This is a genomic window from Campylobacter concisus, assembly GCF_902460845.1.
GTDB lineage: Bacteria > Campylobacterota > Campylobacteria > Campylobacterales > Campylobacteraceae > Campylobacter_A > Campylobacter_A concisus_X.
The window spans coordinates 200,448-225,231 of the sequence record NZ_CABPVS010000002.1; the positions used below are offsets into that span (position 1 = coordinate 200,448).

Below are 24,784 nucleotides of genomic sequence, written 5' to 3' on the forward strand. Positions count from 1 at the left end.
AAATGTATGTTGCACCTAGTATTTTATCGGCTGATTTTGGAAATTTGGCAGCTGAGATAAGAGCCATTTGCGAGGCTGGGTGCGATCTGGTGCATGTTGATGTTATGGATGGACATTTTGTGCCAAATTTAACCATCGGACCAGTCGTGGTAAATGCTGTTGCAAAAGCAGCTACAAAGCCACTTGATATACATTTGATGGTTGAGAATAACTCATTTTTTGCTGATCTTTTCTTGCCGCTAAAGCCAAAATTTTTAACCTTTCACATAGAAGAAGAGAAGCATCCATTAAGGCTCGTCGATCACATTAGAAAAAATGACGTTAGTCCTGGCATCGTGCTAAATCCGCATACGCCAGTTAGTGCGATCGAGCATATCATCGATGAAGTTGATATGGTACTTTTAATGAGTGTAAATCCTGGCTTTGGCGGTCAGAAATTTATGCCAGTCGTGCTTGAAAAAACAAGGGCACTAAGAGAGCTAATAGAACGAAAAAACGCTAAGTGTCTGATCGAAGTAGATGGCGGCGTAAACGGACTAAATGCACCTGATCTTGAGGAGGCCGGAGCTGATATTTTGGTGGCTGGTAACTACATCTTCTCATCAAATTCCTACGAACAAGCCATTCGCGCCATAAAGCTTGAGTTTTGAAACCAAAAAAACAGCGTTTAGAAAATAGCATAGAAATTTTAGCTAGGCAAAATTTAAGCTATCATGAGTTTATTTTAAGATTTAGCGATATTGAAGAAATTTCATCACTCATTGACGTTCGTGATCTTGATATGTGGCGAACTCTTGGGCTTGACATCACCAGAAATGAAGAGAATGAGATAGAGCTTGGCACGAGATTTAGAGATATTAGCGAGCAGGAATTTTGTGTGGTTGATATCGAAACGACTGGCGGTACGACGAGCGGACAGATCATTGAAATCGGTGCAATCAAAATGAAAAATGGCATTGAGATAGGGCGTTTTGAAAGCTTTGTGGCAGCTCCTGTGGTGCCTGAAAATATCACCGAGCTAACCGGCATAAAGGCGAGCGATTTAGTCGGTGCGCCAAATTTGCTAAACGTGCTTGAGCGGTTTAAAATTTTTCTAGGAACTAGCGTCTTTATCGCTCATAACGTAAATTTTGACTATGGCTTTATCTCTCACAGCCTAAATGAGATCGGTCTTGGTATGCTGCTAAATAGAAAGCTTTGCACCATCGATCTTAGTCGCCGCACTATTGCTTCGCAAAAATACGGACTTGGCTCGCTAAAAGAGCTTCTTGGCATAAACAATACCCACCACAGAGCGTTAAATGACGCAATAGCAGCAGCTGAAATTTTTAAAGTCTGCCTCACACGCCTACCTTTTAGTATCCAAACGACAGAGGATCTCATAATCTTTAGCAAAACAGCTCCAAGTGTGAAGCTAAAACCTGAACCAGTTTTGTGTGCGAATTAGCGATAAAAAATTATCCACAATCTCAAATTTAATCATTAATTTCTATGCGATCTTTGTTTTTAAAGGATTGTGGGCAGTTTGCTAAATTTTACAAAAAAGGAGGCAAATGAGCCAGAAAAATCCTATTTCAAATTTTATCTCAGCTGACGATGAGATGCTCGCTTTTTTATCAAATTTTAGCAAGAAGTGGTGCACGAGTAACGATGGAGCTGAGTTTATAGAACAAAATTTGACTTTCATTGGCTCAAAGCCAGTTTTACAAAATTTAAAAGGTTACAAAACGGCTGAATATAAAAATTTTACCGACATTGAAAAATTTCTCAGCTCAAAACCAAGTATCAAAAGTAAAATTTTAAGTGGCGATATAAACTACATCGGCGATAACTTAACAAATATAGAGGTTAAATTTGCACCCGAGTATTTTTATGATTTTTTAAAATTTATAGTTGAAAATATCCCAGAACATCACTATTTTTGTGGTCCCAAGGAGGGCTGGATATTGTTTATTGCGATGGAGGGATATGTGGAATTTGGCATTTTGCATTAACAGGCTTATTAACTTTATTTTTATGCAGTTGTCTAAAATTGTCCATAAAAACAAAACGTGAAAGAAAAATTATTCGTAAAAATTCTTAAAATTAACAAAAAACTGGGCTTGCAACCTAACACCGCTTGTTGCTAGCAAAATTTAATCAATTTTTTTATATAATCCCTATTTTTCACAAAGGCAAAAAGATGGATAGAAAATCTTGGAGTTCAAGGCTCACATACATTTTAGCTGTTGCAGGAGCTACGGTTGGCTTTGGTGCGACGTGGCGTTTTCCGTATTTAGTCGGGCAAAACGGCGGCGGTGCCTATGTACTCGTGTTTTGTATCGCGATGATCGTGATCGGTATACCGATGATTTTGGCTGAAAACGCGATCGGCAGACGCCTAAAATGCAACGCTGTGGATGCTTTTGGTGGATCGATAAATGGCAAAAAGATCAGCAAAAAGTGGCAGATCGTTGGCTGGATGGGGCTTGTTGGTGCATTTGGTATTATGGCTTACTATATGGTTATTGGCGGCTGGGTGCTAAACTATATCGCCCAAATTTCATTTGGTTTGCTTGATCTCTCACATGTGGTTAGTTTTGAGGAGACAAGTGCGTTTTATGAGCAAAATATCGTAAGCAATCCACTTTCTATCAGCTTTGCGACACTTGTTTTTGTGCTAGTTAATTATGCTATTTTGGTGCAAGGTGCGGTCGGCGGTATCGAGCGATCAGCGAAATTTTTAATGCCGCTACTTTTTATTTTAATGCTTATTATGATCGCTAAAAATATCACGCTAGATGGTGCAATAGAAGGCGTAAAATTTTACTTGACACCTAACTTTTCAAAGATAAACTTAAAGCTTTTCGTTGATGTTTTGGGGCAGGTCTTTTTTGCTCTTTCGCTTGGTTTTGGTGTGATGATCACACTTTCTAGCTTTGTGAAAAAGGATGAGGGTTTGGTTAAAATTTCTATCATTACAGGCATTTTAAATACGGTAATTGCCGTGCTTGCAGGATTTATGATTTTTCCTTCTCTTTTTAGCTATGGCGTATCGCCAGATAGTGGCCCAAGTTTAGTGTTTAAATCGCTACCAATCGTTTTTTCTCACATGCCATTTGGTGGTTTTTTCGCGGTTGCGTTTTTTACACTATTAATGATCGCTGCACTTACAACATCGCTACCAATATATGAAGTAATAATCACAACACTTCAAGAAAAATTTAAGATAAAACGCAAAAAGGCAATATTTTTAGTCCTTGGTGGTATATTTGTTTTAGGAAATTTACCTTCGCTAATGGCCACAAACATACTAAGTCATGTAAGCATTTTTGGTAAGAATATTTTTGATGCATATGATGCAATAAGCGCAACGATATTTTTTGTATTTACTTCATTTGGTTGTGCAATATTCGTAGGTTGGGTGCTAAAAGATGATGCAAAAAAAGAAATTTTGCAAGGTAGTGAAAAACATGCAAAACTAATAAATATCTGGTTTTGGTATATCAAATTCGTCGTGCCATTTATCATTTTGGTGCTTTTTATCAGCTCGTTTTATGATAATTTTTTAAAATAGGACGTAGAAATATGTTTTATTTTTTACTCGGTATTTACTTTTTTTACGTTGCCGCAAAGGCGTGGCTATCGATTTTGCAGATAAACTTTATCCGCGCAGAGGCTAAAAAGCCGGCCGTCGTGCTAGAGCAGGGGGAGTATGAAACCGCCGCCGTAGCAGCGATAAGTAATCAAAAATTTGAGCTAATTAGCCTTCTTTATCACGCTGCGATATTTATGATGTGGGCGTGCTGGGGGCTTGGCGCGATATCGGGGCATGCCTATAAAACGGGAGATATAGGCGACAACGTCTTTATGGTTATGGTATTTTTGCTCGTTTCGTCGCTGCTAGAACTACCGCTAAATATCTACGAAACCTTCGTCAAAGATAAAAAGCTCGGCTTTTCAAACGTAACGCCTAAAATTTTCGCGCTCGACCTGCTTAAAACGCTCGCGCTAACGCTGGTTTTTGGCACGCTATTTGTGTGGCTGGTGCTGCTTTGCATTAGATTTTTGGGCGATTTTTGGTGGTTTTGGGCGTTTTTGCTTAGCTTCGCCGTCGCGCTTGTTATAAATCTCATCTACCCGACGCTCATCGCGCCTATCTTTAACAAAATGCAGCCGCTAGAAGAGGGCGAGCTAAAAAGCCGTATAGAAGGGCTTTTGGCGCAGTGCGGGTTTAAAAGTAGCGGCGTTTTTACGATAGACGCCAGCAAGCGCGATAACCGCTTAAACGCCTATTTCGGCGGCCTCGGCGCGACTAAACGCGTGGTGCTTTTCGACACACTCGTTAAAAAACTAAGCCTAGATGAGATAATCGCCGTTTTGGGGCATGAGCTCGGGCACTTTAAGCACAAAGATATCCTAAAAATGATCGCTCTAAGCGCGGTTATGCTTTTTGCGATGTTTTTGATATTCGGCAATATCCCAGACGCGGCGTATCAAGCGCTTGGGCTTCATAGCGGAGGCGGCGGAACGATCGTGTTTTTGCTACTTTTCTCACCGATTTTCGGATTTTTATTTTTGCCGGTGAGCTCGTATTTTAGCCGCGCGAACGAATTTGGCGCCGATAAATTCGCAGGCGACGTCTCAAACAAAGCCGACATGATAAGCGCGCTAAAAAAACTAGGCAGCGAAAACAAGGCCTTCCCGAAGGCTCATCCGCTCTATGCGTTCGTCTATCACTCGCACCCAAGCCTCTTTGAGCGTATAAACGAGCTAGAAAATGAAAATTGAAGAGGCTCTTAAAGAGGCTAGTTTAAGGTTAAACTCACTTTGTCAAAATCCAAGCAGAGTGGCTAAAATTTTGCTTATGAGCTATCTTAATGTAAGTATTGAATGGATATTTTTAAATCAAAAAAAAGAATTTGACGAGAGCGGCTATTTCGCCCTAGTTAAAAGGTATGAAAACTACGAGCCTCTTGAATATATAACTGGTAAAGCTAGCTTTTATGGGCTTGATTTTTATGTGGAAAGCGGAGTGCTTATTCCAAGACCTGAAACAGAAATTTTAGTGGATAAAGTAATAGAAATTTCACGCGAATATAATGAACCAAAGATCGCAGAAATAGGCACAGGAAGCGGAATTATTAGTATCATGCTAGCTCTAAAAACAAAGGCAAATATCGTAGCAACAGACATAAATGAAAAAGCTTTGATACTTGCTAAAAAAAATGCAGATAAATTTGATGTAGGTGGGAGAATCAAATTTTTAAACTGCTCTTATGTGGATGAATTTTTAGAAGATATTGATATTTTGGTTTCAAATCCGCCATATATTGCAAGAAGCTATAAACTTAGTAAATTTGTACTAAACGAGCCAGAAAGTGCGCTCTTTGGAGGTGAAGTAGGAGATGAAATCTTAAAAGACATTATTCTCATAGCCAAAGATCGTAATATCAAAAACGTTGCTTGTGAGATGGGGTACGATCAAAAAGAAAGTATGCAAAAAATCTTAGAGGCCAATGGTTTTGAGTATAGTTTTTACAAAGATTTAGCTGGCTTTGATAGAGGCTTTTGTGCGAAGTTAAAAATATAAAGGAGAGAGTTTGAGAGGAGTTTATTTTTTGCTTTTGGCAGTACTTATAGGAGCTGAGTTAACGCTTGGTATTTTAGTGGCGCCAGTCATATTTTTCCCGCAAAGCATCATAGGAGATGGCGTACTTACGCATTTTATGAGTGGCCAAATGATGACAAAGATATTTTTGAAATTTAATTATATTTTGCTTTTTATAAGCATAGTTGTAATGATTAGCGAGCTATTTGATCTTAGAAAAAAGCTTATTTTTTCACTAAAATTTAGCATGCTAATGCTTGCTTTTTTAAATTTGGCTTTAGCTTTGAGCTTTGTATTTTTCTTTACACCTTTTATAGTTTATGCTCAAAATTTGGGGATCGATGCGACACAGACGGCTGAATTTGCCAAAATGCATAGCGCGAGTGAATATGTGATGAAAATCATGCTTGTTTTACAAATCATTTTATTTTTTGTGAAATTTAAGATTAGTCAAAATGAACGCAAAGCCTGATATTCAAGTTTTAACAAATTTTTTAGCCGAATACACGACAGCAATGGTTAGTGCTGGCACCTACACCGCACGCGTAGAAAAGTGCGTAGACCGCATAGCTAAACACTACGGCCACGACGTTAGCGTGACGATTTTCGTGAAATATTTTACCATTAGCGTCATGGACTCGGCCGATAACTCCCTACGCCGAACCTACGTGAAAAAGATTCCGCTAGGGCAGGTGAGCTTTAACCGCATTTCCGAGCTTTCGTCGCTTAGCTGGCGGATCTTGGATGAAAATTTGAGCCTTGATGAAGCCAAAGAGCAGTTTGAGGGCGTCATGCGTATAGGTGCGAACAAATTTGCTAGCTCTCTTATTTTGATCAGCCTTGCAAATGCGGCGTTTTGCAGGCTTTTTGGCGGCGATGCCGGCTCGGTAGCTTGCGTATTTTTCGCGACGCTCGTGGGATATAGCCTTAGATTTGCGCTTGCTAAAATGGGCGTAAATTTAAAAATCCAGTACGTTTTGACCTCGTTTGTAGTCTCGTTTATCGCCTATCTTGGCGTATTTTATGGCTTTACGCACACTAGCGACGTGGCGATCGGCTCGTCGATACTCTTTTTGATGCCGGGCGTTTTTCTCATAAACTCGGTCTTTGATATCCTAAACGATAACACGCTTGTAGGCATCAGCAGGGCCGTGAGCACGGGCATCCTGATACTTTGCATCGCGGTGGGCGTCTATATCACGCTCTCGCTTAGCAATGCGGAGATTTTACATGTTTGAGCTTTTGACTGCGACGCTCATAGACGGTGCTTTTGCTGCGGTGGCAGGGCTTGGCTTTGCCTATGCTAGCTCGCCGCCAAAAAGAGCTCTCGCCTTTTGCGCGCTACTTGCCGCGTTTGCGCACGCTAGCCGCTTTTGGATCATGCAGATGGGATTTTTTAACATCAGCGTAGCTACCCTTATCGTCTCTTTTTTGAGCGGGATTTTGGGTATGCTCTTTGCCAAACGGCTCAAAGTGCCCGCCGAGATCATCGCGTTTCCCGCGCTTTTGCCGATGGTGCCCGGAGTTTACGCGTATAAAGGCATTTTGGCGCTGTTTTCGTTTTTAAACGAGCCTGATATCGCTAAGAAAAACGAATATCTAATCATATTTTTCGATAACGCGATCACGACTACGACGGTTTCGCTAGCGCTTGGCGTGGGCGTTTCTGTGGTGCTTATTTTATTTTACGATCAGTCCTTGATGATTACTCGCGGCGCTAAGTGCGATCTGGCGAAGTAGCGTTTAAATTTATATAGCCGTACTTTCGCTAGCTTTTTATTTAAATTCGGCCTTATTTTTAGGGCCAAATTTGATAGCTTTTATTATCTTTACTCTAAACTTTTCCTCAAATTTGTCGATATAGCTTAAAGAGAAATTTTAAAAGGATTTATTATGATGAGCGGAATCGGCGGATTTTCAAATTTTGCTAGAAATTTTTATGCAAATATCAAGCATGACGCAAAAATCCAAAATACGAATAAAAGCGAAATCTCAAGCTCTACTCCCCCCGTTCCTAGTTTTAACGAAGTTTTAGGCTACGAAGTCGATGAGGACGGATATTTTACGTCCGAATTTAACGAAGCCGCAGGTATCCCAAAGGACTACAAAATCCACTCTGATACCTTAAAATCTCTCGTAAACGCAAATGATAAGGCTGGTGTATTTTATAAAATGTTTTCAAAAATCGACATAGCAAAAACAGTTGGCAATGCATATAAAATTCTCTCCCAAGTAGCGGGCGACGAGCTACTAAACTCAAAAGAGAGCTTTACTAAAGAAGACCTTGCCAAATTTCCTCAAGGATACGAGTACGAGAAATCAAGTCTAAAAGTAACTAAAGTAAATAAAAACATCTACGACTATGCGTCGGCACGTAGCGCCTTTGACGATAAGTCCGGGAAAACCTATATGGAAACGCTATTTTTTAATAGCTCATATCATGCGTTAACAACAACGCCGCAATATAAGCCGTCAACCAATATCTTTGATAACAATAACGGCGGCAAAGAGGGCGAAAACGTAGGCGTATTTATAAATCCTCACGGCGAAAGATACACTAACCCTGACGGTAGTATAACCAAAGGAGGCTTGATAGCAGCCGTAATAAACTCAAATTTACACGTACGAGAGGGCGAAACTACGGTTTGGGGTAAGATGCAAGGTTATGACAAAAGCATAAGCGGCAAAGAATACAGACAAAAGCTGGACGCCTTTATTGATTCGCGCAACATCTACGGCATCAAAGGAAGCGAACTTGACGGGCTTAGCAAGGATTACCGAGAATATGTACTAACGTCTCAAAAAATACAAGAGTCGCTTTTGCCCGGTAGCACTGCCTTAAGCGGCAACTCTAACGTAACTTCCGACGGCAAAGAATCAAAAAGCCTCTTTGAAATAATGCAAGAGGATATGAAAGAGGCGCAAAAACGCCTAGAAAAGCTAATCGAGCAAGAAAAGCGAACGCAAAAGATGCTGGATAAAAACAGAAAATACGACAAAGAACTAGAGCAAAATACTAGAAAAAATTTAGAAGAACTTCAGGCGATAATGAAATTTAACGCTAAGAGCGTGGATATAAAGGCTTAAAAGGATTAATATGATAAGCGGCGTAAACGGATTTAACGCAAACGTAAATTATGATTTTAGTAGTGCTCACGAGGAAAAAGAGGCGGATATAATGGGGCTTTTAAGAAAATTTAGTAAAATTGGGCTTAATGTAAAAGTCTAAGGAAATACCATGAAAATACGAATCTACTACGAAGATACCGATGCTGGTGGTATAGTCTATCATACAAACTACATTAAATTTTGCGAACGAGCCAGAAGCGAAGCATTTTTTCAGGCTGGGCTAAATTTTACAAAAGAGAGTGGATATTTTGTAGTTTCATCGCTTGAGGCTAAATTTATAGCTTCTGCTGTGCTTGGCGATGAAATTTTTGTGCGAAGCAAGGTATTGGAGCTTAAAAAAGCTAGTCTTGTTTTGGAGCAAGAAATTTATAAATTTGATGACAAAAATGCCGAAAAGCTACTTTTTAGAGCGACGATTACGTTAGCCTTTATGAAAGAAGAGAAGCTTGCTAAGATAAATGACGAGATAAAAAAATTTTTGGAGAATTCTAAATTTTAAATTGTGGCTAAATTAAAAATTTAACTTTAGCCACTTTGTGCTTTTACATCGAACTATTTTGATCGAGCAAAATTTCTTGATTTGCTTCGTCAAAGTGGTCGCCTTTTGCGTTATAAATTTTAACTCCATATAAGACTTGAGAGTTTTCAACCCTTTCGGTAAAGATTCTATCAGTACTTTTATCTATAAAATTTGTATATATATACTCGGCACCAAAAGCACTTGAATAGCCGATTTGCGAATATCTAAAATCTACATCAAAAAGATCACCAAGCCCCAAAAATAAGTCGTTAACAGGATTTAGTGAGTTCGCGATGAAAAGATTTTGTCTATCTCTTTGTGCGATGGCATTAAAGATATTTGGTAAAAAATTTATCTGTGTGCTTAAAAGTGCGTATGGTTTTATCTCAAAGCCTCTCATCTGCGTTGCTACAAGAGAAGCTTTGACGATTGGAATGTTTAAAAATATACTTGCGTCATCAAATTTGGATTTTTTACTTAAAGTGTCGTTTAAATTTATATCTTTGCCTACAATAGAGGCTTCATGATAATCGCTACTTTGCATGCGGACATATTCATTTAGCTTTTGCCCTAATGAACTACCATCATCAAATGCAACTATCTTTTCGTTCGAGTAAGCTAGCAAAGCTGAAATTTGGTCTTTATAATCAATGCCACCAAAGATCAAATTTGGCTTTGGATTTATGATAAAAGAGCTATGAACGCTTGGAATGTAGATAAGCTCATTTGATAGAACTAGCGAATTTATAATGTTTGCACCATTTGATGTAAGAGCTGCGATAAAATAATTAAAGCCTTGGGCTCTAGCCGTTTGCATAGCATTTGTAAGACTTTGTGGGCTTTCATCGTTGCTATTTATAAATTTGATCTCGATATCCGCATCTTGCTTTAAGACATAGCTTAAGACCGCATTTGATACAACATTTGCATAAGATTTTATAATCTTTTGTGGGATGATTACAGCGATTTTGCCGCTTTTATTAACTTTTAAAATAGCTTCACCACCAAGAGAGATATAAAGCTCTAAAAGAGCGTTATCGTCTATTTTTGCTGGCTCAAATCTCGCCATAAAACTAGCCAGTAAATCAGACTTAATAAGCTCATTTAAGCAGGCATTATCACAGAATTCTGGTTCTAAATTTATATAAGTAATCTTTGCTGGAGGTATACTTGATAGACTTTGGTTTTTTGTAATATTACTCTCAAAATTTATCTCATCTTGTGATGCAAAAATAGTCGAAAAAATGGCTAAAAAAAGTAAAATTTTTCTCATATCACTCCTTTGATCTTTTTTAAATCATCTATAAAAATATTTTCAAAACTAGGATTTTTGCTGATCCACTCTGGCGAAAACGTTGGTAAAATAAGGCTATTTTCATTTTTTAAAATACTACCTCTTATACTTGAAAATCCGCCTTTTAACAATAAATTCGGATATAAATGCATAAAAGCTTTTTCCCCTAAAGTCACGATTATCTTTGGCTTTATCAGTCTAATCTCTTCAAACAAATAAGGACGACAAAGTTCGATAGAACGGCTTAAAATCGGACTTTTATCATCACTTTGTGAAATTTCACACCGAAGTAGAGAACTTATATAAATTTCTTTTACATCTAAATTTAAACTATTTTTTATGGCATTTTCTAAAAATTTTTTACTGTTATTTTCATAAGAGCCACTTTTTTTAGAAAATAATATAAACATGATTTTGCTATTTTCATTGCCGATGCCGGCTGTTACGCCTTTTGAGCTATTTCGCAAAGAGCAAAGAGAGCATTTTTTTATCTCGCGGTTTAGCTCATCAATATTGTTGTAATCATGATAATTGCTTAGACTAAGAAAATTCTTATCAATAAACTTATAGCCAATTAGTTTTAAGAAAAATAATTTTTTTAAAAGCCTGTTGTCTTTATTAAAATTCATTTTTGGATTATAACTTGATTTGCTTAAAGTTTGAGTTGCGGCTTTTTAAGCTAAGTTATTCAAAGGAATTTAAGTATTGCTTTGATAAAATCCCACTTTTTATATTAACTTTAAGGATAGAAATGAAAAGGACTTATCAACCTCATAAAACCCCTAAAAAACGCACTCATGGCTTTCGCTTAAGAATGAAAACTAAAAATGGCCGAAAGGTAATAAACGCTAGACGTGCCAAAGGTAGAAAAAGATTGGCTGCTTAGCTGGTTTTGAGTCGTTAAGCGGCTCAAAAGAATTCTCTCAAGTTTATAAAGAGGCTAGCAAGTGGCATTGTGATGCTTGCATTGTTTTTTATAAACCAACAAATGAAAAAAAAATAGCAGTAGTTGCTAGTAAAAAAGTAGGAAAAGCGGTAGTTAGAAATAGAGCTAAAAGACTTTTGAGAGCCGCTTTTTTTAACATTTCTAGTGAATTAAAAGATGGCACATATATTATGATCGCAAAAAATGGAATTACAGAAATTTCATTTGAAAAAATTTGTAAAAATTTAAGTTGGTCTACAAAAAAAATGGGATGTTTGAAATGAAAAAAATTGCGATTAAAGCTATCGCTTTTTATCAAAAATATATTTCCATACTTCTACCAAAAAGCTGTCGCTATTATCCGACTTGCTCACAATACGCGATTTGGGAATTTCAAACAAATAGTTTTTTTTCTGCTTTTTTTGCAACCTTCATGCGAATTTTAAAATGTAATCAGCTTTTTAAAGGCGGTATCAATTACCCAATCATCTACAAAAAATTTAACTTATGTTTTATATCTCAAAAAAGTGATACCAAAAATATAAATTTTTGGTTTGTCCCTTGTCAGAATAGTAAATTTTATGTCGTAAAAGTATTAGATAAATTAAAGGAAAAAAATTAAAATGGAACAGATGTCTATGCAAAAAAGGTTGCTTCTTGCAGCACTTTTATCTATTGTTTTTTTTATAGTGTATGATTTTTTTATGCCAAAAAGAGTGATGTCTGAGCAAAACCAAACTACAATGTCTCAAACAATAGATCAAAATAAAGCTCCAAATATAAATCAAAATACACCAAAATCAAATGAAAATTTAGCTTCAAATGAGATAATCGCTACGATCAAAGGTCAAAGCTACGAAGCAAAAATAGATAAGCTAGGAAGAATTTCAAAATTCTATCTAACTGAAGAGAAATATAAAACAGAAGATGGCAACAAAATAGAGCTTGTTTCGCAAAATCCATTGCCACTTGAGCTTAGATTTAACGATAGTACGCTCAATGCCGATGCTTTTAAGATTGCATATAGTAGTGACGCTAGCGAGATAGATGCTAGCAGCGAGCCTAAAACTATAAAACTTACTCAAAATTTAGATGGCATTACAATTACAAAAAATATCAAATTTTACCCAAATGGTCGTTACGAGGTTGAGGTAAATTTAAGTAAAAGTGTTGATTATTTTATGACTCCTGGCTTTAGACCAAACATCTCAGTAGATAGCTATACAGTTCACGGCGTGATGCTTAGAAACACTGATGATAGCCTAAATATTATTGAAGATGGTGACGCCAAAGAGGTTAAAAACTATGCAAATACCACAATAGCGGCCGCATCTGATAGATACTATACAACTCTATTTTACTCATTTGAAAAGCCATTTGAAGTAGCCACAGATAAAGATTCTAACAATAATCCTATTCTTTTTGTAAAGGCAAATGATAATTTAAAATTAGGTGCATATATCGGACCAAAAGAGCATAAAATTTTAAGCTCAATGGACGAGAGACTAAATGATGTTATTGAGTATGGTTGGTTTACATTTATAGCAAAACCGATGTTTGCATTTTTGAATTTCTTACATAACTACATTGGCAACTGGGGTTGGGCGATAGTTGTGCTAACACTTGTTATAAGGATAGTTTTATTCCCACTTACATATAAGGGTATGTTATCTATGAATAAGCTTAAAGAGCTTGCTCCAAAGGTAAAAGAACTTCAAGTAAAATACAAAGACGACAAGCAAAAAATGCAAGTTCATATGATGGAGCTTTATAAAAAGCATGGCGCAAATCCAATGGGTGGATGCTTGCCGATCTTGCTTCAGATTCCGGTATTTTTTGCAATCTACCGCGTTTTACTAAATGCGATCGAGCTAAAAGGTGCTCCTTGGATACTTTGGATACACGATCTTTCAGTAATGGATCCATATTTTGTATTACCTATTTTGATGGGTCTTACGATGTTTTTGCAGCAAAAGCTTACACCAACGACATTTACTGATCCTATGCAAGAAAAGGTGATGAAATTTTTACCTCTTATATTTACATTTTTCTTCGTGACATTCCCAGCAGGTCTTACACTTTACTGGTTTGTAAATAACGTTTGCTCGGTTGTTCAGCAAGTGTTTGTAAATAAACTTTTTGAAAAACATAAAAAAGCTACGGAGGTAAAGGCTTAATGAAAATAGAAGCAAATACCCTTCAAGAGGCATTTCAAAAGGCAGCTGAGCAGCTTAATTGCTCAGTAACTCAGCTTGATATAAAAGTTTTACAGCATCCAAGCAGTGGTTTTTTGGATTTTTTAAAAGAAGTGCGATCATTGAAGCAAATTTAGAAAATCAGCCAAAACCACAACATAAACCAAAAAATGATAGAAATTTTACTAAAAAAAATGATGAGAGTGAGAGTGTAAAAGAAGAGAAAAAGCAGAGCAAAAAGCACGATCATAATGATAAAAAGCGAAATCCTAAAAAGCATAAAGATGAGAAAAATGAGGCTAAGTCTGAGCAAAAAGAACATAAAAATGAAAAGTCAAATTTAAGTGAAAAAAATGAAGCTCTAGCTAAAGATGCATTTGCTCAAAAGAGTGAAGAAGAAGCTGAAACAGGATATGTGATAAAGAGACTTGACGAGCCAAAAGAAATAAAGGAGCCACAAGCTAGCAAAAATGCTCCTAAAAATATTTTAGATAATTCTATTATTGAAAATTTTAACCAAACTGATGAAGATATTGCGGCTCAAGCTTTACAAAAAGAAAAAAAAGAAAAAGCAATAATCAACTTCGATAAAATTTTACCTGAGATCAAAGATGGCATGAACCGTCTTTTTAAGGCAAGTTGTTTTGATATTAGTAAAATTGAAGTTAGCAAATTTGACGATGAAACGGTACTTATAGAGCTTGATGGGGCTGACGCGGCTCTACTTATAGGTAAAGAAGGTTATAGATATAAAGCGATATCTTATATGCTTTATAACTGGTTAAACTCAAAATACAACTTTGCTATCCGCCTTGAGATCGCACAATTTTTGCAAAATCAAGAAGCGATGATGGATCAGTATCTAAATGGCGTGATCGAGCGTGTGCAAAATAGTGGTAGAGCTCAAACAAAGCCACTTGATGGGGTTTTGGTCAAGATCGCACTTGAGAAACTTCGCGAGAAATTTCCAGATAAATATGTCGGCATAAAAAGCGGCAATGACGGCAAATTTGTCGTTGTAAATGACTTTTTCAAAAAATGAGTGAAACTATCGCAGCCCTTGCTACAGCTTATGGCATCGGCTCAGTTTCTATCGTAAGGCTTAGCGGTAAGGACGCTCTGGCCACCTCTTTAAAACTCCTTAAACTTTCAAATTTAGAGCCAAGATACGCAAAACTAGCCAAAATCTACTCCCTTGATGATGAAATTTTGGACGAGGGCATCGTTATATATTTTAAAGCACCAGCAAGCTTTACTGGCGAGGATATCGTCGAGTTTCAAACTCATGGTGGCGTGATGGTGAGCGAGAGAATTTTAAATGAGCTAATAAAGGCTGGTGCGAGGCTTGCTATGCCAGGCGAGTTTAGTAAGCGAGCATTTTTAAATGGCAAGATGGATCTAGCTAAAGCTGAGGCTATGCAAGGGCTCATCACTTCAAAAAGCGAGATCGCTGCTAAAATTTTGACTCGCCAGATGCAAGGCGATCTTAGTAAATTTGTAGGAGAGATCAGAAGCGAAGTTGTAAAAACTCTTGCCTTTGTTGAGACAATGATTGATTATGCTGATGATGATCTGCCTACAAATTTGCTAGAGCAGACCAAGCAGATGCTTTTAAAAAATAGCGAGAAGCTAGACCGCATAGCCACACTTAGCGAGCAAAGAAGAGGGCTAATAGATGGCTTTAAGATCGCTATTGTTGGTAAGCCAAATGTTGGTAAAAGCTCCATTTTAAACTCATTTTTGGCTTACGAGAGAGCTATTGTAAGTGATGAGGCAGGCACAACCAGAGATAGAATAGAAGAAAATTTTAAGATCGGCTCACATCTAGTTCGTATAATAGATACCGCTGGCATCAGAAAAGATGCTGGAAGGATCGAGCAAATCGGCATAAACTACTCAATCTCGGCTATAAACGAGGCTGACATTATCCTGGCTGTCTTTGACGGCTCAAATCCAAGCGATGAGCAAGACAAAGATATAATTAGGCTCGTTTCTAACTCAAGTAAAAAAGCCTTTTTTATCCTAAACAAAAGTGATCTGGCGTTTAAATTTGACATAGAGCTAGAGGGCGCTATCAAAATTTCAGCAAAAACCGATACGAGCGTAGTTTTAAAAGAGCTTGGGAGCTACCTCAAGACGCAGGATACCGACGAGATCATGCTAAGCTCAAACCGCCAAATTTTAAGCTGTAAAGAGGCGAGTGAGGCTTTAAAAAGAGCCTTTTTGAGACTCAGCGAAGAGGAGCTAGAAATTTTTGCTTATGAGCTAAATAGTGCGATAAAAGCACTTGCAAGTATTACGAAACCATTTGAGAGAAGTGAAATTTTAGACGAAATGTTTAGCAACTTTTGCCTCGGCAAATAACTAAATTTACTCCGTAAAAAAGGAAAAAATAGTGAAAAAAATCTTATCTATAGCCGCTCTAGCTGCGTTGCTTGGCGGTTGCATGCCTTCGCAGGATCATCTAGCAAGCAACGTAGTATCGCCCGAGCCAGACTGGATCAAATATCTAGAAAATGACGGCACCGTCGGCGATGTCGCATTTTTCTCAGAAAATTTGAGCGCAACCTACGCGCAAAAAAACGGCGATATCATCGGCATGGCACTCATAAAAAAAGACGGTCAAAACCTGAAGCTTGGCGATATGTACGCGCAAAACGGGGTTTCGTTTATAGTTTTAGAGCTTAACGATAAGGAAAAATTTGGCTACCAGTACATAAATATGCGCGATAAAAACGAGCTTGCGACTCTAAGAAATGCTAAAAAGGTCAAATTTTATCAGTTTGGCGGTGGCATATTAGAGAGCGTAGTTTTTAGCGCGGACTCGGGCGCGGTGTGCGAGAGTTTTGCGGCGGGCAAGACGGTAAAAGCTCATGCCGTGACTAATTATTACGATAAAGAAAACCCCGACAATAGCGAATTTTTCGCGACCCTGATGGATATCGGAGTGAAAAAAGGCAAAAGCGCCGAGATCAAAAATCTAAACTTTAAATTTTTCGTTAGCGACGGTAAGCTAGCTAGTATGCAGACGCGGGCTCGATCTGCGGAATTTAGGAGTAAAGTCATAGACGCCGACGCTAAAAAACAGGAGCGAATCCTATCAAACATCGTTTGTGCTGCGCCTAAAAACTGATCACTTTTATCAAATTTAAACGCGAGTGCGAGATGAAAAACTTATTTCTAGCGGCTATTGCGGCCCTGGCTTTTTACGGTTGCGCCGGCATCACTAGCAGCGCAAACAAAGCAGAGCGCGACGTCTCAAATATCGACGTTCCTGAGGATAACTGGACGAGATATCTGGGTACTGACGGCGCCGTTAGAGAGGTTGCCTTTTTGACGGCGTTTTTCTCGCGTGATTTTCGCACTCAGCCTGAGGACGGCGAGCCTATAGGCTTTGCACTCACTAAAACAGACGGTGCCAGGCTGCCTTTTAGGCTCGGAGCCGTCTATAAAAGCGGCGATAGTGCGTTTATGCTAAAGGATGCCGATACCGAGGCGGAGTTTGATCTAAAAGACGAAACGAGTGCGACCCAGCTTCGTGGTGCTCGGCGGATCAAATTTTACGAATTTAGCTCAAATTTGACGACGGTAGCGGTTTTTGAGGCGCCGATTTCGGTTTGCGAGGCGTTTCAAAAAGGCGGTAACGTGAGCGTGAAATCAGCATCTAGCTACTATGGAGTGCACAATTTAGAAAAACGGTATTTTACGGCCGTTATAACGCAGGCAAAAATTTCCTCCAAAAGCGGCGCGCTACTTTTAAAATCTCAAATAAAAAATTTTACAAATCCAGACGGCTCGCAAGAAGTAGCCGAAAAAACGCCTAAATTTGAGGAAAAAATCCAAAACGAGTTGCGCGGGTATGAGCTGAGGCTTAATCAAATTTGCGCTTTTGGCACGAAAAAAGAGAGCAAAAATGAAAAACAGGATGATTTTTAAGACTGCGGCAGCTGCTGTTGCGGCATTAGTATTTGGTGGTTGCGCGGCCATCACAGGCGAGATGGGCGGCGAGAGAGCGTGGCGTACGTATATGGAAAACGACACTAGCATACGGCAGATCGGGTTTATAACCGAGACTACGGTCTATGAGATGAACGGCGGTAAAACCGAGGAGAAATTTGGCGACTACATGGGTAGGGCCGAGGTGAAATCGCCGGGCGAGAGCGACTCGGCGAGCCAAAATCTAGGCTGGGTTTACTCAAGCGGCGACGGCGTAAAAACCCTGATAGTGATTGATCTAGATAGCGGTAGAAATGTAGATTTGAGCGATAAAGACGAGATAAAAAAGCTGCAAAACTCAAAGAAATTTAAGTTTTACGAATTTGGCGGCGGGATCCTTGAGAGCGTGATTTATAGTGCGCAAAAATCTCCCGTTTGTAAGACGTTTTTTAGCGGCGAACCTATAAGCGCCAGAAGCGTAACGAACTACTACGTGGGCGCGTCTGACGAGTTTTTCGCTACCGTGATCGACGCGAAGATAGTCGGCAATAAGGGCTTTGAGATAAAAAATTTGGATTTTAAATTTAACCTGCCAAGCGGCAAACTAGCCGAAGCTAAAGAGCAGGCGACCTCTGCGAAATTTAGAAAAGATGTCATCGAGCAAGACCTCAAAAAGCAAGGGCGTATCCTGCTAAACATACTTTGCTACTATAGCATGCCGAACAAGTAGGCGTTTGTGGCGGGTAATCACCCGCCGAATTTGACGCAGAATCGAATTTGCTTGCGTCAAATTTAGGCTACTAATATATTTAAATTTTAATTTCCACAGCTATTTCAAATTTGGCATTTGTCTAAAATTTGAGCCGCTCGCCGTGACCCGCATTGCAAAAATGCCGATTTTCTGTCAAATTTAAAGCCGAACCAACAATTATAAACAGAATATTTTTAGCTTGCCGTATGAAATTTAGGCTCTTGTTTTATTTGTCAAATTTGTCTCATTTTCGTCCCTTTGGTTTATCAAGTTTTTATGCGAATTTAAGTAAAATCAACCAAATTTTTTTAAAGGCTAAAAATGGACAAATCTACCGTAAAAGCGCACAAAATCAGCGACGACGAATACGAAAATATACTTAAAATCTTAGGTAGAGAGCCAAATTTGCTCGAGCTTGGGATATTTTCCGCGATGTGGAGCGAGCACTGCAGCTATAAATCAAGTAAAAAATACCTAAACGGCTTTCCGACAAAAGCTCCTTGGGTCATACAAGGGCCTGGTGAAAATGCCGGTGTCATCGACGTTGGCGATGGGATCGCAGCTGTGTTTAAGATGGAGAGTCACAACCACCCAAGCTTTATCGAGCCGTTTCAGGGCGCTGCAACTGGTGTTGGTGGAATTTTAAGAGATGTCTTTACGATGGGCGCAAGAGTTGTTGCGAACATGAACTCACTTCGTTTTGGCGAGATAAGGGGTGATGACGAACTAGCCAAAAAGCATAGATACTTGCTAAAGGGAAGTGTGGCTGGCATCGGGCACTACGGCAACTGCATGGGCATCCCAACGGTTGGCGGTGAAACTACATTTGACCCTAGTTTTAATGGCAATATCCTAATCAATGCCTTTGCGCTTGGCCTTTGCAAAAGTGATGAAATTTTCTACGGCAAGGCTGAAGGTGTTGGCAACCCAGTCATCTACGTAGGCTCAAAGACTGGCAGGGACGGACTTGGTGGCGCTGTGATGGCGAGCGATAGCTTTAATGACGAAAATAAATCACTTCGCCCAACGGTGCAAGTGGGTGACCCATTTGCCGAGAAGCTGCTTATGGAAGCTTGCTTGGAGCTCTTTAAAAAAGACTACATCATCGGCATCCAAGATATGGGTGCAGCAGGGCTTACTAGCTCTAGCTTTGAGATGGCTGGTAGAAGCGGTAGCGGCATGAAGATGTATCTAGATCGCGTGCCAATGCGAGAAACTGGTATGACGCCTTATGAGCTGATGCTAAGTGAATCTCAAGAACGTATGCTCATATGCGCCAAAAAAGGCTATGAGCAAAAGGTGCTTGAAATTTTTAGAAAGTGGGACCTTGATGCTGAGATCATCGGCGAGGTCACAAGTAGTGGCGTGATGCAGCTTTACTGGCATGGTGAGCTTGCAGGCGAAATTCCTATCGGACCACTTAGCGAGGCAGCTCCGGTGCTTGATCGTCCAGTTGCACGTCCAAAATACCTTGATGAGATAGCAAATTTAGAAATTTCAAATAACGTTGATAACAAAACCGCTTTTTTCAAGCTTTTAAAAGAGCCAGAGGTACTAAATAAAAGCTTTATCTACGATCAATACGACGCAAATATCCAGACAAACACGATAAAACAGCCCGGACACTTAGGCGCTGCAAGTATCAGAGTAAAAGGCACTAAAAAGGCCGTCTCTATGGCTGCGCAGTGTGATCCTAGAGCAAATTTTGTTGATCCAAAAATAGGCGCTGCAAGAGCCGTCGCGGCAGCTGGTAGAAAGGTTGCTATGAGCGGCGCTGTGCCACTTGCGATCACTGACTGCCTAAACTACGGCAATCCACAAAATCCAGAAGTAATGTGGCAGTTTAAAGAGGGGTGTGAAGGCATAAAAGAGGCTTGCCGTGAGCTAAATACACCAGTAGTTAGTGGTAACGTGAGCCTTTATAACGACACAGATGGCATAAGCGTCTATCCAACGCCAGCCATCGTCACAGTTGGCGTAAATGAAGATGCAAACTTAAACCTAAAAAGCACATTTTTAAGCGAGGGTAGGGCAATTTACTTACTTGGTGAGACAAGTGGGGAATTTGCTGCTTCACTTTATGCAAAGGCACTATTTGATGTGGTTGGCGGAAAGCTAAAAGAGGTTGATTATAAAGCTGAGCGAGCTCTTTGGGATCTAATAATCGAAGCAAATAAAGAGCAAATTTTAGAGTTTGCAAATAGCGTAGGCGTTGGCGGTCTTGCTATTACACTAGCAAAAATGGCTAGCATCTCAAACATCGGTGTAAATTGTGAGGTGAAATTTAAAGAGCCAAATTTTATCTTTGATGAGAGCTTTTCAAGAGCGGTTGTGGGCGTGAAAGATGAGGCTAAATTTGAAGTGCTTGCGGCTAAATTTGGTGTGAAATTTGAAAAGATCGGCGTTAGTGGTGGTAAGAGATTTAAACTAAATGACATTGATGAGAGCGTGGATGAGATAAGAGAAATTTATCTAAATGAGTTTGCAAAAATCGTTAGAAAAGAGGATTAAGAAATGGCTTTAAAAAAGGGCAAGGCCGCTGAGGCTGAAAATGAGCAAAAGGAAGCAGAACAAGTTGAAAAGCGAGGCGTAGCAAAGCCACCAGTACTTTTTAGTAAGACACAAAATTTAATAAAATCAATCGAAAAAAGACTAAACGCTACTTTGATAACTTACTATAATTCAAACGCTGGTAGCGTTTGCGGCAACGATGCGAGTGCTATGTATGAAATTTTAAAGGGTAAAAAGATAGATACTGCCTATCTTTTTATAAAAAGTGATGGCGGAAGCGGAATAGCTGCTCTTAGGATCATCACTACACTTAGAAATTACTGCAAAAATTTAATAGCCTTAATACCTGCAAACTGCGCCTCGGCTGCTACCATGATGGCACTTGGAGCAAATGAGATCGTCATGGGGCCACTTGCCTATCTAACGCCTGTTGATACTTCACTCAAACACGAGCTTAGCCCGACAAACAAAGGCAATGAGCTTGTGAGCGTTTCGATGGACGAACTTAGTCGTGTTGTCAAGCTTTGGAAAGAGCAGGATAAAGACAGACCAAACGACACAAACCCTTATAATTCGCTTTATGAGTATATTCATCCGCTAGTCTTTGGTGCGGTTGACCGTGCTAGCTCGCTATCGCTTAAGATTTGCACCGAGCTTCTTAGGTATCACATTGAGGACGATAAAAAGATCGCAGAAATTTCTGAAAGGCTAAATGGCGACTATCCAGCTCATGAATATCCAATCCTCTTTAGGGAGGCACATGAGATCGGCCTTCATGTAAAAAAGATGGATGATGACCTAAATGAAATGCTTCAGGAGCTAACGCTACTTTACTCTGAGATGGGACAGCGAGCTTTTACTGACTATGATGAAAATAGCTACCACGATAACAATATCGCAAATATCATTGAAACAAATGGCAAGCAAATTTACTATCAGATCGACAAAGACTGGTTTTACCGTCCTGAAGAGCGTCGCTGGAATGTGATGAATGATGAGAGCTCTTGGCGTAAAAACGAGCTAGTAAATGGCAAAATAAAAAATACCATCTATCACTTGTGGTAACATGTCTGGTATCTTATTTTTATTGATACTAGGCGGTGCTATATTTTTGCTGCTAAAGGTACAGTTAAGCAATAACCGCAGAAAACAAGCAAACGTAAATGAGGCTAAATTTTTAGTCTCACTCTTGGCAAAAGTGGCTAAAAGTGACGGCAGAGTAGGCGAGTTAGAAGCTAGGCTTATTAGTCAGGTACTTGATGATCTAAGTAAAAAAGTTAGTGGCGTTAGCGGTGTGCGTGAGTATCTAAAAGATGTCTATAACAGCCAAAAAGAGAATGTGGATAATGCCTATGAAACTGCCAGAAACTACAAGCGTGCGTTTAATCTAAACTACGATATTTGTGTCGCTAGACTCACATTTTTTCTAAATTTAGCCTATATTGATGGTGAGTTTAATGCAAGTGAGCAAGCCGTCATTCGAAATATTGCTTATGGATTTGGCATTGACAAAGATACGCTTGATGAGATCATCTCAAAATTTGATAGCTTTTATGGCTCAAGATTTGAGGCAAATCCCGATGAAATGGTCCAAGAAAAAGATGCATTTGAGGTTTTAGGGCTTAGCAAAAATGCAAGCTTTGATGAGGTAAAGCTTCGTTATAAAGAGCTTGTAAGGCAGTATCATCCCGACATTTTAATGGGTAGAGGCGAGAGTAAAGAGGTGATCGAGCGCTCAACTAAAAAGCTTCAGGAGATAAACGAGGCTTATGGGCGATTAAAAGAGAAATTTGGAGTTTAGATGAAGAAATTTATTATTTTGCTGCTAGCGGTGGCTGGCTTTTGTAATGATTTTAAAGTGGTAAATGTCAATGGAAAAGAGATAAAATTTAAGCTTACACAAAGCGAGCTTTATCGAGATCAAAGGTTAGTTATCAGCAACTACGATGTTAAAGATAGCAATGTGAGCATAATATTTGTCGACAAAGATGGCAACAAGAGCGACATTATGTCAGTTCAAGCAAAAAAATTAAATGAAATTAGTGAGTATATCTTTTCGTATGATCGCGGCATAAAGGTGATGAAATTTAGTTCGAAAAAGCCGATATGCGAGGCGCTTGAGAAAGAGGAACCTGTAAATTTAAGCGTATTAGATGCGAGATATTTTGACGGCAATCAAATTTCAAGCTATGCCTTTAGCGTTGATATTGTTGGTCAAAAGCGTGAAAATTTTGTAGAGAGAAAAGACTATTATATAGATGCAGCTGCAAATGTTATGGTTACGCTAGAAGCCTTATCGATAAAGAATATCGCAAAAGATATAAAAATGGGGCAGCTTCTGCTTGCAAAAGGTATGTGTTTAACAAAAAGATAAAAATTTAATAAAGGAGAAAAAATGAGAGCATTGCTTAGCGTTAGCGATAAAGAGGGCATTGTAGAGTTTGCAAAGGGGCTAGAAGAGCTTGGCTGGCAGATACTTTCAACCGGTGGCACCTATAAACTTTTAAAGACTGAGGGCATCAAAGCCACTGAGGTTAGCGAATTTACGGCGTCACCTGAGATGTTTGAGGGTAGGGTAAAGACCCTTCATCCAAAGATACATGGTGGCATCTTGCACAAGCGCGATGACGCTACGCACGTGGCTCAGGCAAAGGAGTATGGCATCGAGGGCATAGACCTAGTTTGTGTAAATTTATATCCATTTAAAGAGACTACCATTAGGACCGATGACTTTGCTGAGATCATCGAAAATATCGATATCGGTGGCCCAGCCATGGTAAGAAGCGCAGCTAAAAATTTTAAAGACGTGCTCATAGTTACAAACGTGCTTGACTACGATGAAATTTTAAAGCGCCTAAGAGAAAAAAGTGATGATTTTGAGTTTAGAAGATCGCTGATGATAAAGGCTTACGAGCACACAGCGGCCTATGACAGCACGATCGCAAACTATATGAATGATAGATTTAATAGCGGTTTTGGCGATGCTAGATTTATTGTTGGCAACAAGGTTTTTGATACAAGATACGGTGAAAACCCTCACCAAAAAGGTGCGCTTTATGAGTTTAACTACTTCTTTTCAAACAACTTTAGAGCCCTAAAAGGCGAAGCTAGCTTTAACAACATGACTGATATAAACGGCGCACTAATGCTTGCAACTAGTTTTGAAGACGCGCCAGCAGTGGCTATCATCAAGCACGCGAATCCTTGCGGCTTTGCGGTAAAAGACACTCTGCTTGAAAGCTACGTGGCAGCGCTTAAATGTGATCCGATATCAGCATATGGCGGTGTGGTAGCGATAAATGGTACGCTTGATGAGGAGCTAGCTAAAAAGATAAATGAAATTTACGTTGAAGTAATCATCGCTGCAAATGTTGATGAAGCAGCGCTTAAAGTCTTTGAGAGCAAAAAACGTATCAAAATTTTCACTCAAGATAATAAATTTTTAGTACGTGCAGATGATAAATTTGACTTTAAACATATTGATGGTGGCTTTGTATTTCAAGAAAGAGACTTCGTAAAAGACGAAGAGCTTGAAAATATGAAGCAAATGAGTAAAAAACATGCAAGTGGCAGCGAGCTAAAAGACGCTCAGATCGCGTGGAAAGTCGCTGCACTAACAAAGAGCAACTGCGTAGTTTATGTAAAAGATGGTGCGATGGTGGCTATTGGTATGGGTATGACAAGCCGTGTGGATGCTGCACGTGCAGCCGTGGCAAAGGCAAAAGAGCTCGAGATCGACCTAAATGGTTGCGTACTTGCGAGTGAGGCATTCTTTCCATTTAGAGATAGTATCGACATCGCTAGTAAGGTCGGTGTAAAATGCGTCATTGAACCAGGTGGTAGCATCAGAGATGATGAGGTGATAGAGGCCGCTGATGAGCATGGCATGTCGCTATATTTCACTGGCGTTAGACACTTCTTACACTAAAATTT

Annotated in this window: 29 protein-coding genes; 27 read left to right on the forward strand and 2 right to left on the reverse strand. The window is 39.2% G+C overall.

Annotated features, from left to right (window positions below; genetic code table 11):
* Positions 1–2 precede the first annotated feature (2 nt).
* The 12 genes from rpe (at position 3) to F3H00_RS02680 (ending at position 9,218) form a co-directional block, all read left to right on the forward strand.
* A complete protein-coding gene (rpe, locus tag F3H00_RS02630) occupies positions 3–650 on the forward strand; it encodes a ribulose-phosphate 3-epimerase (RefSeq protein ID WP_103641539.1) in 648 nt (215 codons plus the stop codon).
* Positions 647–1,447: a 3'-5' exonuclease gene (locus F3H00_RS02635; RefSeq protein WP_148798355.1), complete on the forward strand. Its 801-nt coding sequence runs from the start codon at positions 647–649 to the stop codon at positions 1,445–1,447. Before rpe ends, F3H00_RS02635 begins: the two co-directional genes overlap by 4 nt.
* A gap of 106 nt (positions 1,448–1,553) precedes the next feature.
* Positions 1,554–1,994 carry a hypothetical protein gene (locus F3H00_RS02640; protein ID WP_148798357.1) on the forward strand — a complete coding sequence of 147 codons (441 nt, stop codon included), beginning with the start codon at positions 1,554–1,556 and terminating at the stop codon, positions 1,992–1,994.
* A gap of 188 nt (positions 1,995–2,182) precedes the next feature.
* Positions 2,183–3,556, forward strand: coding sequence for a sodium-dependent transporter (locus tag F3H00_RS02645; protein ID WP_103582628.1), 1,374 nt, complete (start codon positions 2,183–2,185; stop codon positions 3,554–3,556).
* A gap of 11 nt (positions 3,557–3,567) precedes the next feature.
* Entirely contained in the window at positions 3,568–4,770 is a 1,203-nt protein-coding gene (locus tag F3H00_RS02650) for a M48 family metallopeptidase (protein WP_148798359.1), read from the forward strand.
* A complete protein-coding gene (prmC, locus tag F3H00_RS02655; RefSeq protein WP_148798361.1) occupies positions 4,760–5,572 on the forward strand; it encodes a peptide chain release factor N(5)-glutamine methyltransferase in 813 nt (270 codons plus the stop codon). The genes F3H00_RS02650 and prmC overlap by 11 nt, the downstream gene beginning before the upstream one ends.
* A 10-nt stretch (positions 5,573–5,582) precedes the next feature.
* Complete coding sequence (locus tag F3H00_RS02660) at positions 5,583–6,062, forward strand: DUF4149 domain-containing protein (protein ID WP_103580550.1); 480 nt, start codon at positions 5,583–5,585, stop codon at positions 6,060–6,062.
* Positions 6,046–6,828, forward strand: a complete 783-nt coding sequence (locus F3H00_RS02665; RefSeq protein ID WP_148798363.1) for a threonine/serine exporter family protein — start codon at positions 6,046–6,048, stop codon at positions 6,826–6,828. The genes F3H00_RS02660 and F3H00_RS02665 overlap by 17 nt, the downstream gene beginning before the upstream one ends.
* Positions 6,821–7,330 (forward strand): threonine/serine exporter family protein, encoded by a 510-nt coding sequence (locus F3H00_RS02670; protein ID WP_148798365.1) that lies wholly within the window; start codon positions 6,821–6,823, stop codon positions 7,328–7,330. Before F3H00_RS02665 ends, F3H00_RS02670 begins: the two co-directional genes overlap by 8 nt.
* Positions 7,331–7,483: 153 nt before the next feature.
* A complete protein-coding gene (locus tag F3H00_RS02675; protein ID WP_148798367.1) occupies positions 7,484–8,677 on the forward strand; it encodes a Cj0814 family flagellar-dependent secreted protein in 1,194 nt (397 codons plus the stop codon).
* Positions 8,678–8,687: 10 nt separating this feature from the next.
* Positions 8,688–8,819: a hypothetical protein gene (locus F3H00_RS10685; protein WP_258033677.1), complete on the forward strand. Its 132-nt coding sequence runs from the start codon at positions 8,688–8,690 to the stop codon at positions 8,817–8,819.
* Positions 8,820–8,828: 9 nt separating this feature from the next.
* Positions 8,829–9,218 carry a YbgC/FadM family acyl-CoA thioesterase gene (locus tag F3H00_RS02680; protein ID WP_148798369.1) on the forward strand — a complete coding sequence of 130 codons (390 nt, stop codon included), beginning with the start codon at positions 8,829–8,831 and terminating at the stop codon, positions 9,216–9,218.
* Between the two features lie 43 nt (positions 9,219–9,261).
* Here the strand turns inward: F3H00_RS02680 and F3H00_RS02685 are convergent, their stop codons facing one another.
* Positions 9,262–10,512 carry a hypothetical protein gene (locus tag F3H00_RS02685; protein WP_148798370.1) on the reverse strand — a complete coding sequence of 417 codons (1,251 nt, stop codon included), beginning with the start codon at positions 10,510–10,512 and terminating at the stop codon, positions 9,262–9,264.
* Positions 10,509–11,162, reverse strand: coding sequence for a uracil-DNA glycosylase (locus F3H00_RS02690; RefSeq protein WP_148798373.1), 654 nt, complete (start codon positions 11,160–11,162; stop codon positions 10,509–10,511). Before F3H00_RS02690 ends, F3H00_RS02685 begins: the two co-directional genes overlap by 4 nt.
* Before the next feature lie 122 nt (positions 11,163–11,284).
* On the opposite strand from F3H00_RS02690, the gene rpmH reads away from it, so the two are divergent.
* The 15 genes from rpmH (at position 11,285) to purH (ending at position 24,779) form a co-directional block, all read left to right on the forward strand.
* Complete coding sequence (gene rpmH / locus F3H00_RS02695; RefSeq protein WP_002940373.1) at positions 11,285–11,419, forward strand: 50S ribosomal protein L34; 135 nt, start codon at positions 11,285–11,287, stop codon at positions 11,417–11,419.
* The gene (rnpA, locus tag F3H00_RS02700; protein ID WP_072594909.1) at positions 11,407–11,742 is read left to right on the forward strand and encodes a ribonuclease P protein component; all 336 of its coding nucleotides are present in this window, start codon (positions 11,407–11,409) and stop codon (positions 11,740–11,742) included. The genes rpmH and rnpA overlap by 13 nt, the downstream gene beginning before the upstream one ends.
* On the forward strand, positions 11,739–12,080 hold the full coding sequence (yidD, locus tag F3H00_RS02705) for a membrane protein insertion efficiency factor YidD (RefSeq protein WP_085657514.1): 342 nt from the start codon (positions 11,739–11,741) through the stop codon (positions 12,078–12,080). The genes rnpA and yidD overlap by 4 nt, the downstream gene beginning before the upstream one ends.
* Position 12,081: 1 nt before the next feature.
* Positions 12,082–13,635 (forward strand): membrane protein insertase YidC, encoded by a 1,554-nt coding sequence (gene yidC, locus F3H00_RS02710; protein ID WP_148798374.1) that lies wholly within the window; start codon positions 12,082–12,084, stop codon positions 13,633–13,635.
* Positions 13,635–13,790: a Jag N-terminal domain-containing protein gene (locus tag F3H00_RS10755; protein ID WP_410470383.1), complete on the forward strand. Its 156-nt coding sequence runs from the start codon at positions 13,635–13,637 to the stop codon at positions 13,788–13,790. The genes yidC and F3H00_RS10755 overlap by 1 nt, the downstream gene beginning before the upstream one ends.
* Positions 13,791–14,068: 278 nt before the next feature.
* The gene (locus F3H00_RS10760; protein WP_410470382.1) at positions 14,069–14,695 is read left to right on the forward strand and encodes a protein jag; all 627 of its coding nucleotides are present in this window, start codon (positions 14,069–14,071) and stop codon (positions 14,693–14,695) included.
* Positions 14,692–16,017, forward strand: a complete 1,326-nt coding sequence (gene mnmE, locus F3H00_RS02720) for a tRNA uridine-5-carboxymethylaminomethyl(34) synthesis GTPase MnmE (protein WP_149703684.1) — start codon at positions 14,692–14,694, stop codon at positions 16,015–16,017. Before F3H00_RS10760 ends, mnmE begins: the two co-directional genes overlap by 4 nt.
* A gap of 31 nt (positions 16,018–16,048) precedes the next feature.
* Positions 16,049–16,786, forward strand: coding sequence for a DUF8095 domain-containing protein (locus F3H00_RS02725; RefSeq protein WP_223155228.1), 738 nt, complete (start codon positions 16,049–16,051; stop codon positions 16,784–16,786).
* 32 nt (positions 16,787–16,818) lie between these two features.
* Positions 16,819–17,589, forward strand: a complete 771-nt coding sequence (locus F3H00_RS02730; protein WP_103604411.1) for a DUF8095 domain-containing protein — start codon at positions 16,819–16,821, stop codon at positions 17,587–17,589.
* Positions 17,567–18,319 carry a DUF8095 domain-containing protein gene (locus tag F3H00_RS02735; RefSeq protein ID WP_148798379.1) on the forward strand — a complete coding sequence of 251 codons (753 nt, stop codon included), beginning with the start codon at positions 17,567–17,569 and terminating at the stop codon, positions 18,317–18,319. Before F3H00_RS02730 ends, F3H00_RS02735 begins: the two co-directional genes overlap by 23 nt.
* Positions 18,320–18,661: 342 nt before the next feature.
* A complete protein-coding gene (gene purL, locus F3H00_RS02740) occupies positions 18,662–20,851 on the forward strand; it encodes a phosphoribosylformylglycinamidine synthase subunit PurL (RefSeq protein WP_148798381.1) in 2,190 nt (729 codons plus the stop codon).
* Between the two features lie 3 nt (positions 20,852–20,854).
* Positions 20,855–21,916 (forward strand): SDH family Clp fold serine proteinase, encoded by a 1,062-nt coding sequence (locus F3H00_RS02745; RefSeq protein WP_148798383.1) that lies wholly within the window; start codon positions 20,855–20,857, stop codon positions 21,914–21,916.
* Position 21,917: 1 nt separating this feature from the next.
* Entirely contained in the window at positions 21,918–22,652 is a 735-nt protein-coding gene (locus F3H00_RS02750; protein WP_148798385.1) for a TerB family tellurite resistance protein, read from the forward strand.
* Positions 22,653–23,225 (forward strand): hypothetical protein, encoded by a 573-nt coding sequence (locus tag F3H00_RS02755; protein WP_148798387.1) that lies wholly within the window; start codon positions 22,653–22,655, stop codon positions 23,223–23,225.
* A gap of 21 nt (positions 23,226–23,246) precedes the next feature.
* Positions 23,247–24,779, forward strand: a complete 1,533-nt coding sequence (gene purH / locus F3H00_RS02760) for a bifunctional phosphoribosylaminoimidazolecarboxamide formyltransferase/IMP cyclohydrolase (protein ID WP_149703685.1) — start codon at positions 23,247–23,249, stop codon at positions 24,777–24,779.
* Positions 24,780–24,784 lie beyond the last annotated feature (5 nt).

What these genes read in the sequence shown, in the direction of transcription:
- F3H00_RS02750 (WP_148798385.1), top strand. Translation starts at nt 21,918, where the DNA reads ATGTCTGGTATCTTATTTTTATTGATACTAGGCGGTGCTATATTTTTG.
- F3H00_RS02755 (WP_148798387.1), top strand. Translation starts at nt 22,653, where the DNA reads ATGAAGAAATTTATTATTTTGCTGCTAGCGGTGGCTGGCTTTTGTAAT.
- F3H00_RS02650 (WP_148798359.1), top strand. Translation starts at nt 3,568, where the DNA reads ATGTTTTATTTTTTACTCGGTATTTACTTTTTTTACGTTGCCGCAAAG.
- purL (WP_148798381.1), top strand. Translation starts at nt 18,662, where the DNA reads ATGGACAAATCTACCGTAAAAGCGCACAAAATCAGCGACGACGAATAC.
- prmC (WP_148798361.1), top strand. Translation starts at nt 4,760, where the DNA reads ATGAAAATTGAAGAGGCTCTTAAAGAGGCTAGTTTAAGGTTAAACTCA.
- F3H00_RS02685 (WP_148798370.1), bottom strand. Translation starts at nt 10,512, where the DNA reads ATGAGAAAAATTTTACTTTTTTTAGCCATTTTTTCGACTATTTTTGCA.
- F3H00_RS02680 (WP_148798369.1), top strand. Translation starts at nt 8,829, where the DNA reads ATGAAAATACGAATCTACTACGAAGATACCGATGCTGGTGGTATAGTC.
- rpmH (WP_002940373.1), top strand. Translation starts at nt 11,285, where the DNA reads ATGAAAAGGACTTATCAACCTCATAAAACCCCTAAAAAACGCACTCAT.
- F3H00_RS02670 (WP_148798365.1), top strand. Translation starts at nt 6,821, where the DNA reads ATGTTTGAGCTTTTGACTGCGACGCTCATAGACGGTGCTTTTGCTGCG.
- mnmE (WP_149703684.1), top strand. Translation starts at nt 14,692, where the DNA reads ATGAGTGAAACTATCGCAGCCCTTGCTACAGCTTATGGCATCGGCTCA.
- F3H00_RS02730 (WP_103604411.1), top strand. Translation starts at nt 16,819, where the DNA reads ATGAAAAACTTATTTCTAGCGGCTATTGCGGCCCTGGCTTTTTACGGT.
- F3H00_RS02645 (WP_103582628.1), top strand. Translation starts at nt 2,183, where the DNA reads ATGGATAGAAAATCTTGGAGTTCAAGGCTCACATACATTTTAGCTGTT.
- F3H00_RS02745 (WP_148798383.1), top strand. Translation starts at nt 20,855, where the DNA reads ATGGCTTTAAAAAAGGGCAAGGCCGCTGAGGCTGAAAATGAGCAAAAG.
- rpe (WP_103641539.1), top strand. Translation starts at nt 3, where the DNA reads ATGTATGTTGCACCTAGTATTTTATCGGCTGATTTTGGAAATTTGGCA.
- yidC (WP_148798374.1), top strand. Translation starts at nt 12,082, where the DNA reads ATGGAACAGATGTCTATGCAAAAAAGGTTGCTTCTTGCAGCACTTTTA.
- purH (WP_149703685.1), top strand. Translation starts at nt 23,247, where the DNA reads ATGAGAGCATTGCTTAGCGTTAGCGATAAAGAGGGCATTGTAGAGTTT.
- F3H00_RS02735 (WP_148798379.1), top strand. Translation starts at nt 17,567, where the DNA reads ATGAAAAACAGGATGATTTTTAAGACTGCGGCAGCTGCTGTTGCGGCA.
- F3H00_RS10755 (WP_410470383.1), top strand. Translation starts at nt 13,635, where the DNA reads ATGAAAATAGAAGCAAATACCCTTCAAGAGGCATTTCAAAAGGCAGCT.
- F3H00_RS02640 (WP_148798357.1), top strand. Translation starts at nt 1,554, where the DNA reads ATGAGCCAGAAAAATCCTATTTCAAATTTTATCTCAGCTGACGATGAG.
- yidD (WP_085657514.1), top strand. Translation starts at nt 11,739, where the DNA reads ATGAAAAAAATTGCGATTAAAGCTATCGCTTTTTATCAAAAATATATT.
- F3H00_RS02690 (WP_148798373.1), bottom strand. Translation starts at nt 11,162, where the DNA reads ATGAATTTTAATAAAGACAACAGGCTTTTAAAAAAATTATTTTTCTTA.
- F3H00_RS02675 (WP_148798367.1), top strand. Translation starts at nt 7,484, where the DNA reads ATGATGAGCGGAATCGGCGGATTTTCAAATTTTGCTAGAAATTTTTAT.
- F3H00_RS10685 (WP_258033677.1), top strand. Translation starts at nt 8,688, where the DNA reads ATGATAAGCGGCGTAAACGGATTTAACGCAAACGTAAATTATGATTTT.
- F3H00_RS02665 (WP_148798363.1), top strand. Translation starts at nt 6,046, where the DNA reads ATGAACGCAAAGCCTGATATTCAAGTTTTAACAAATTTTTTAGCCGAA.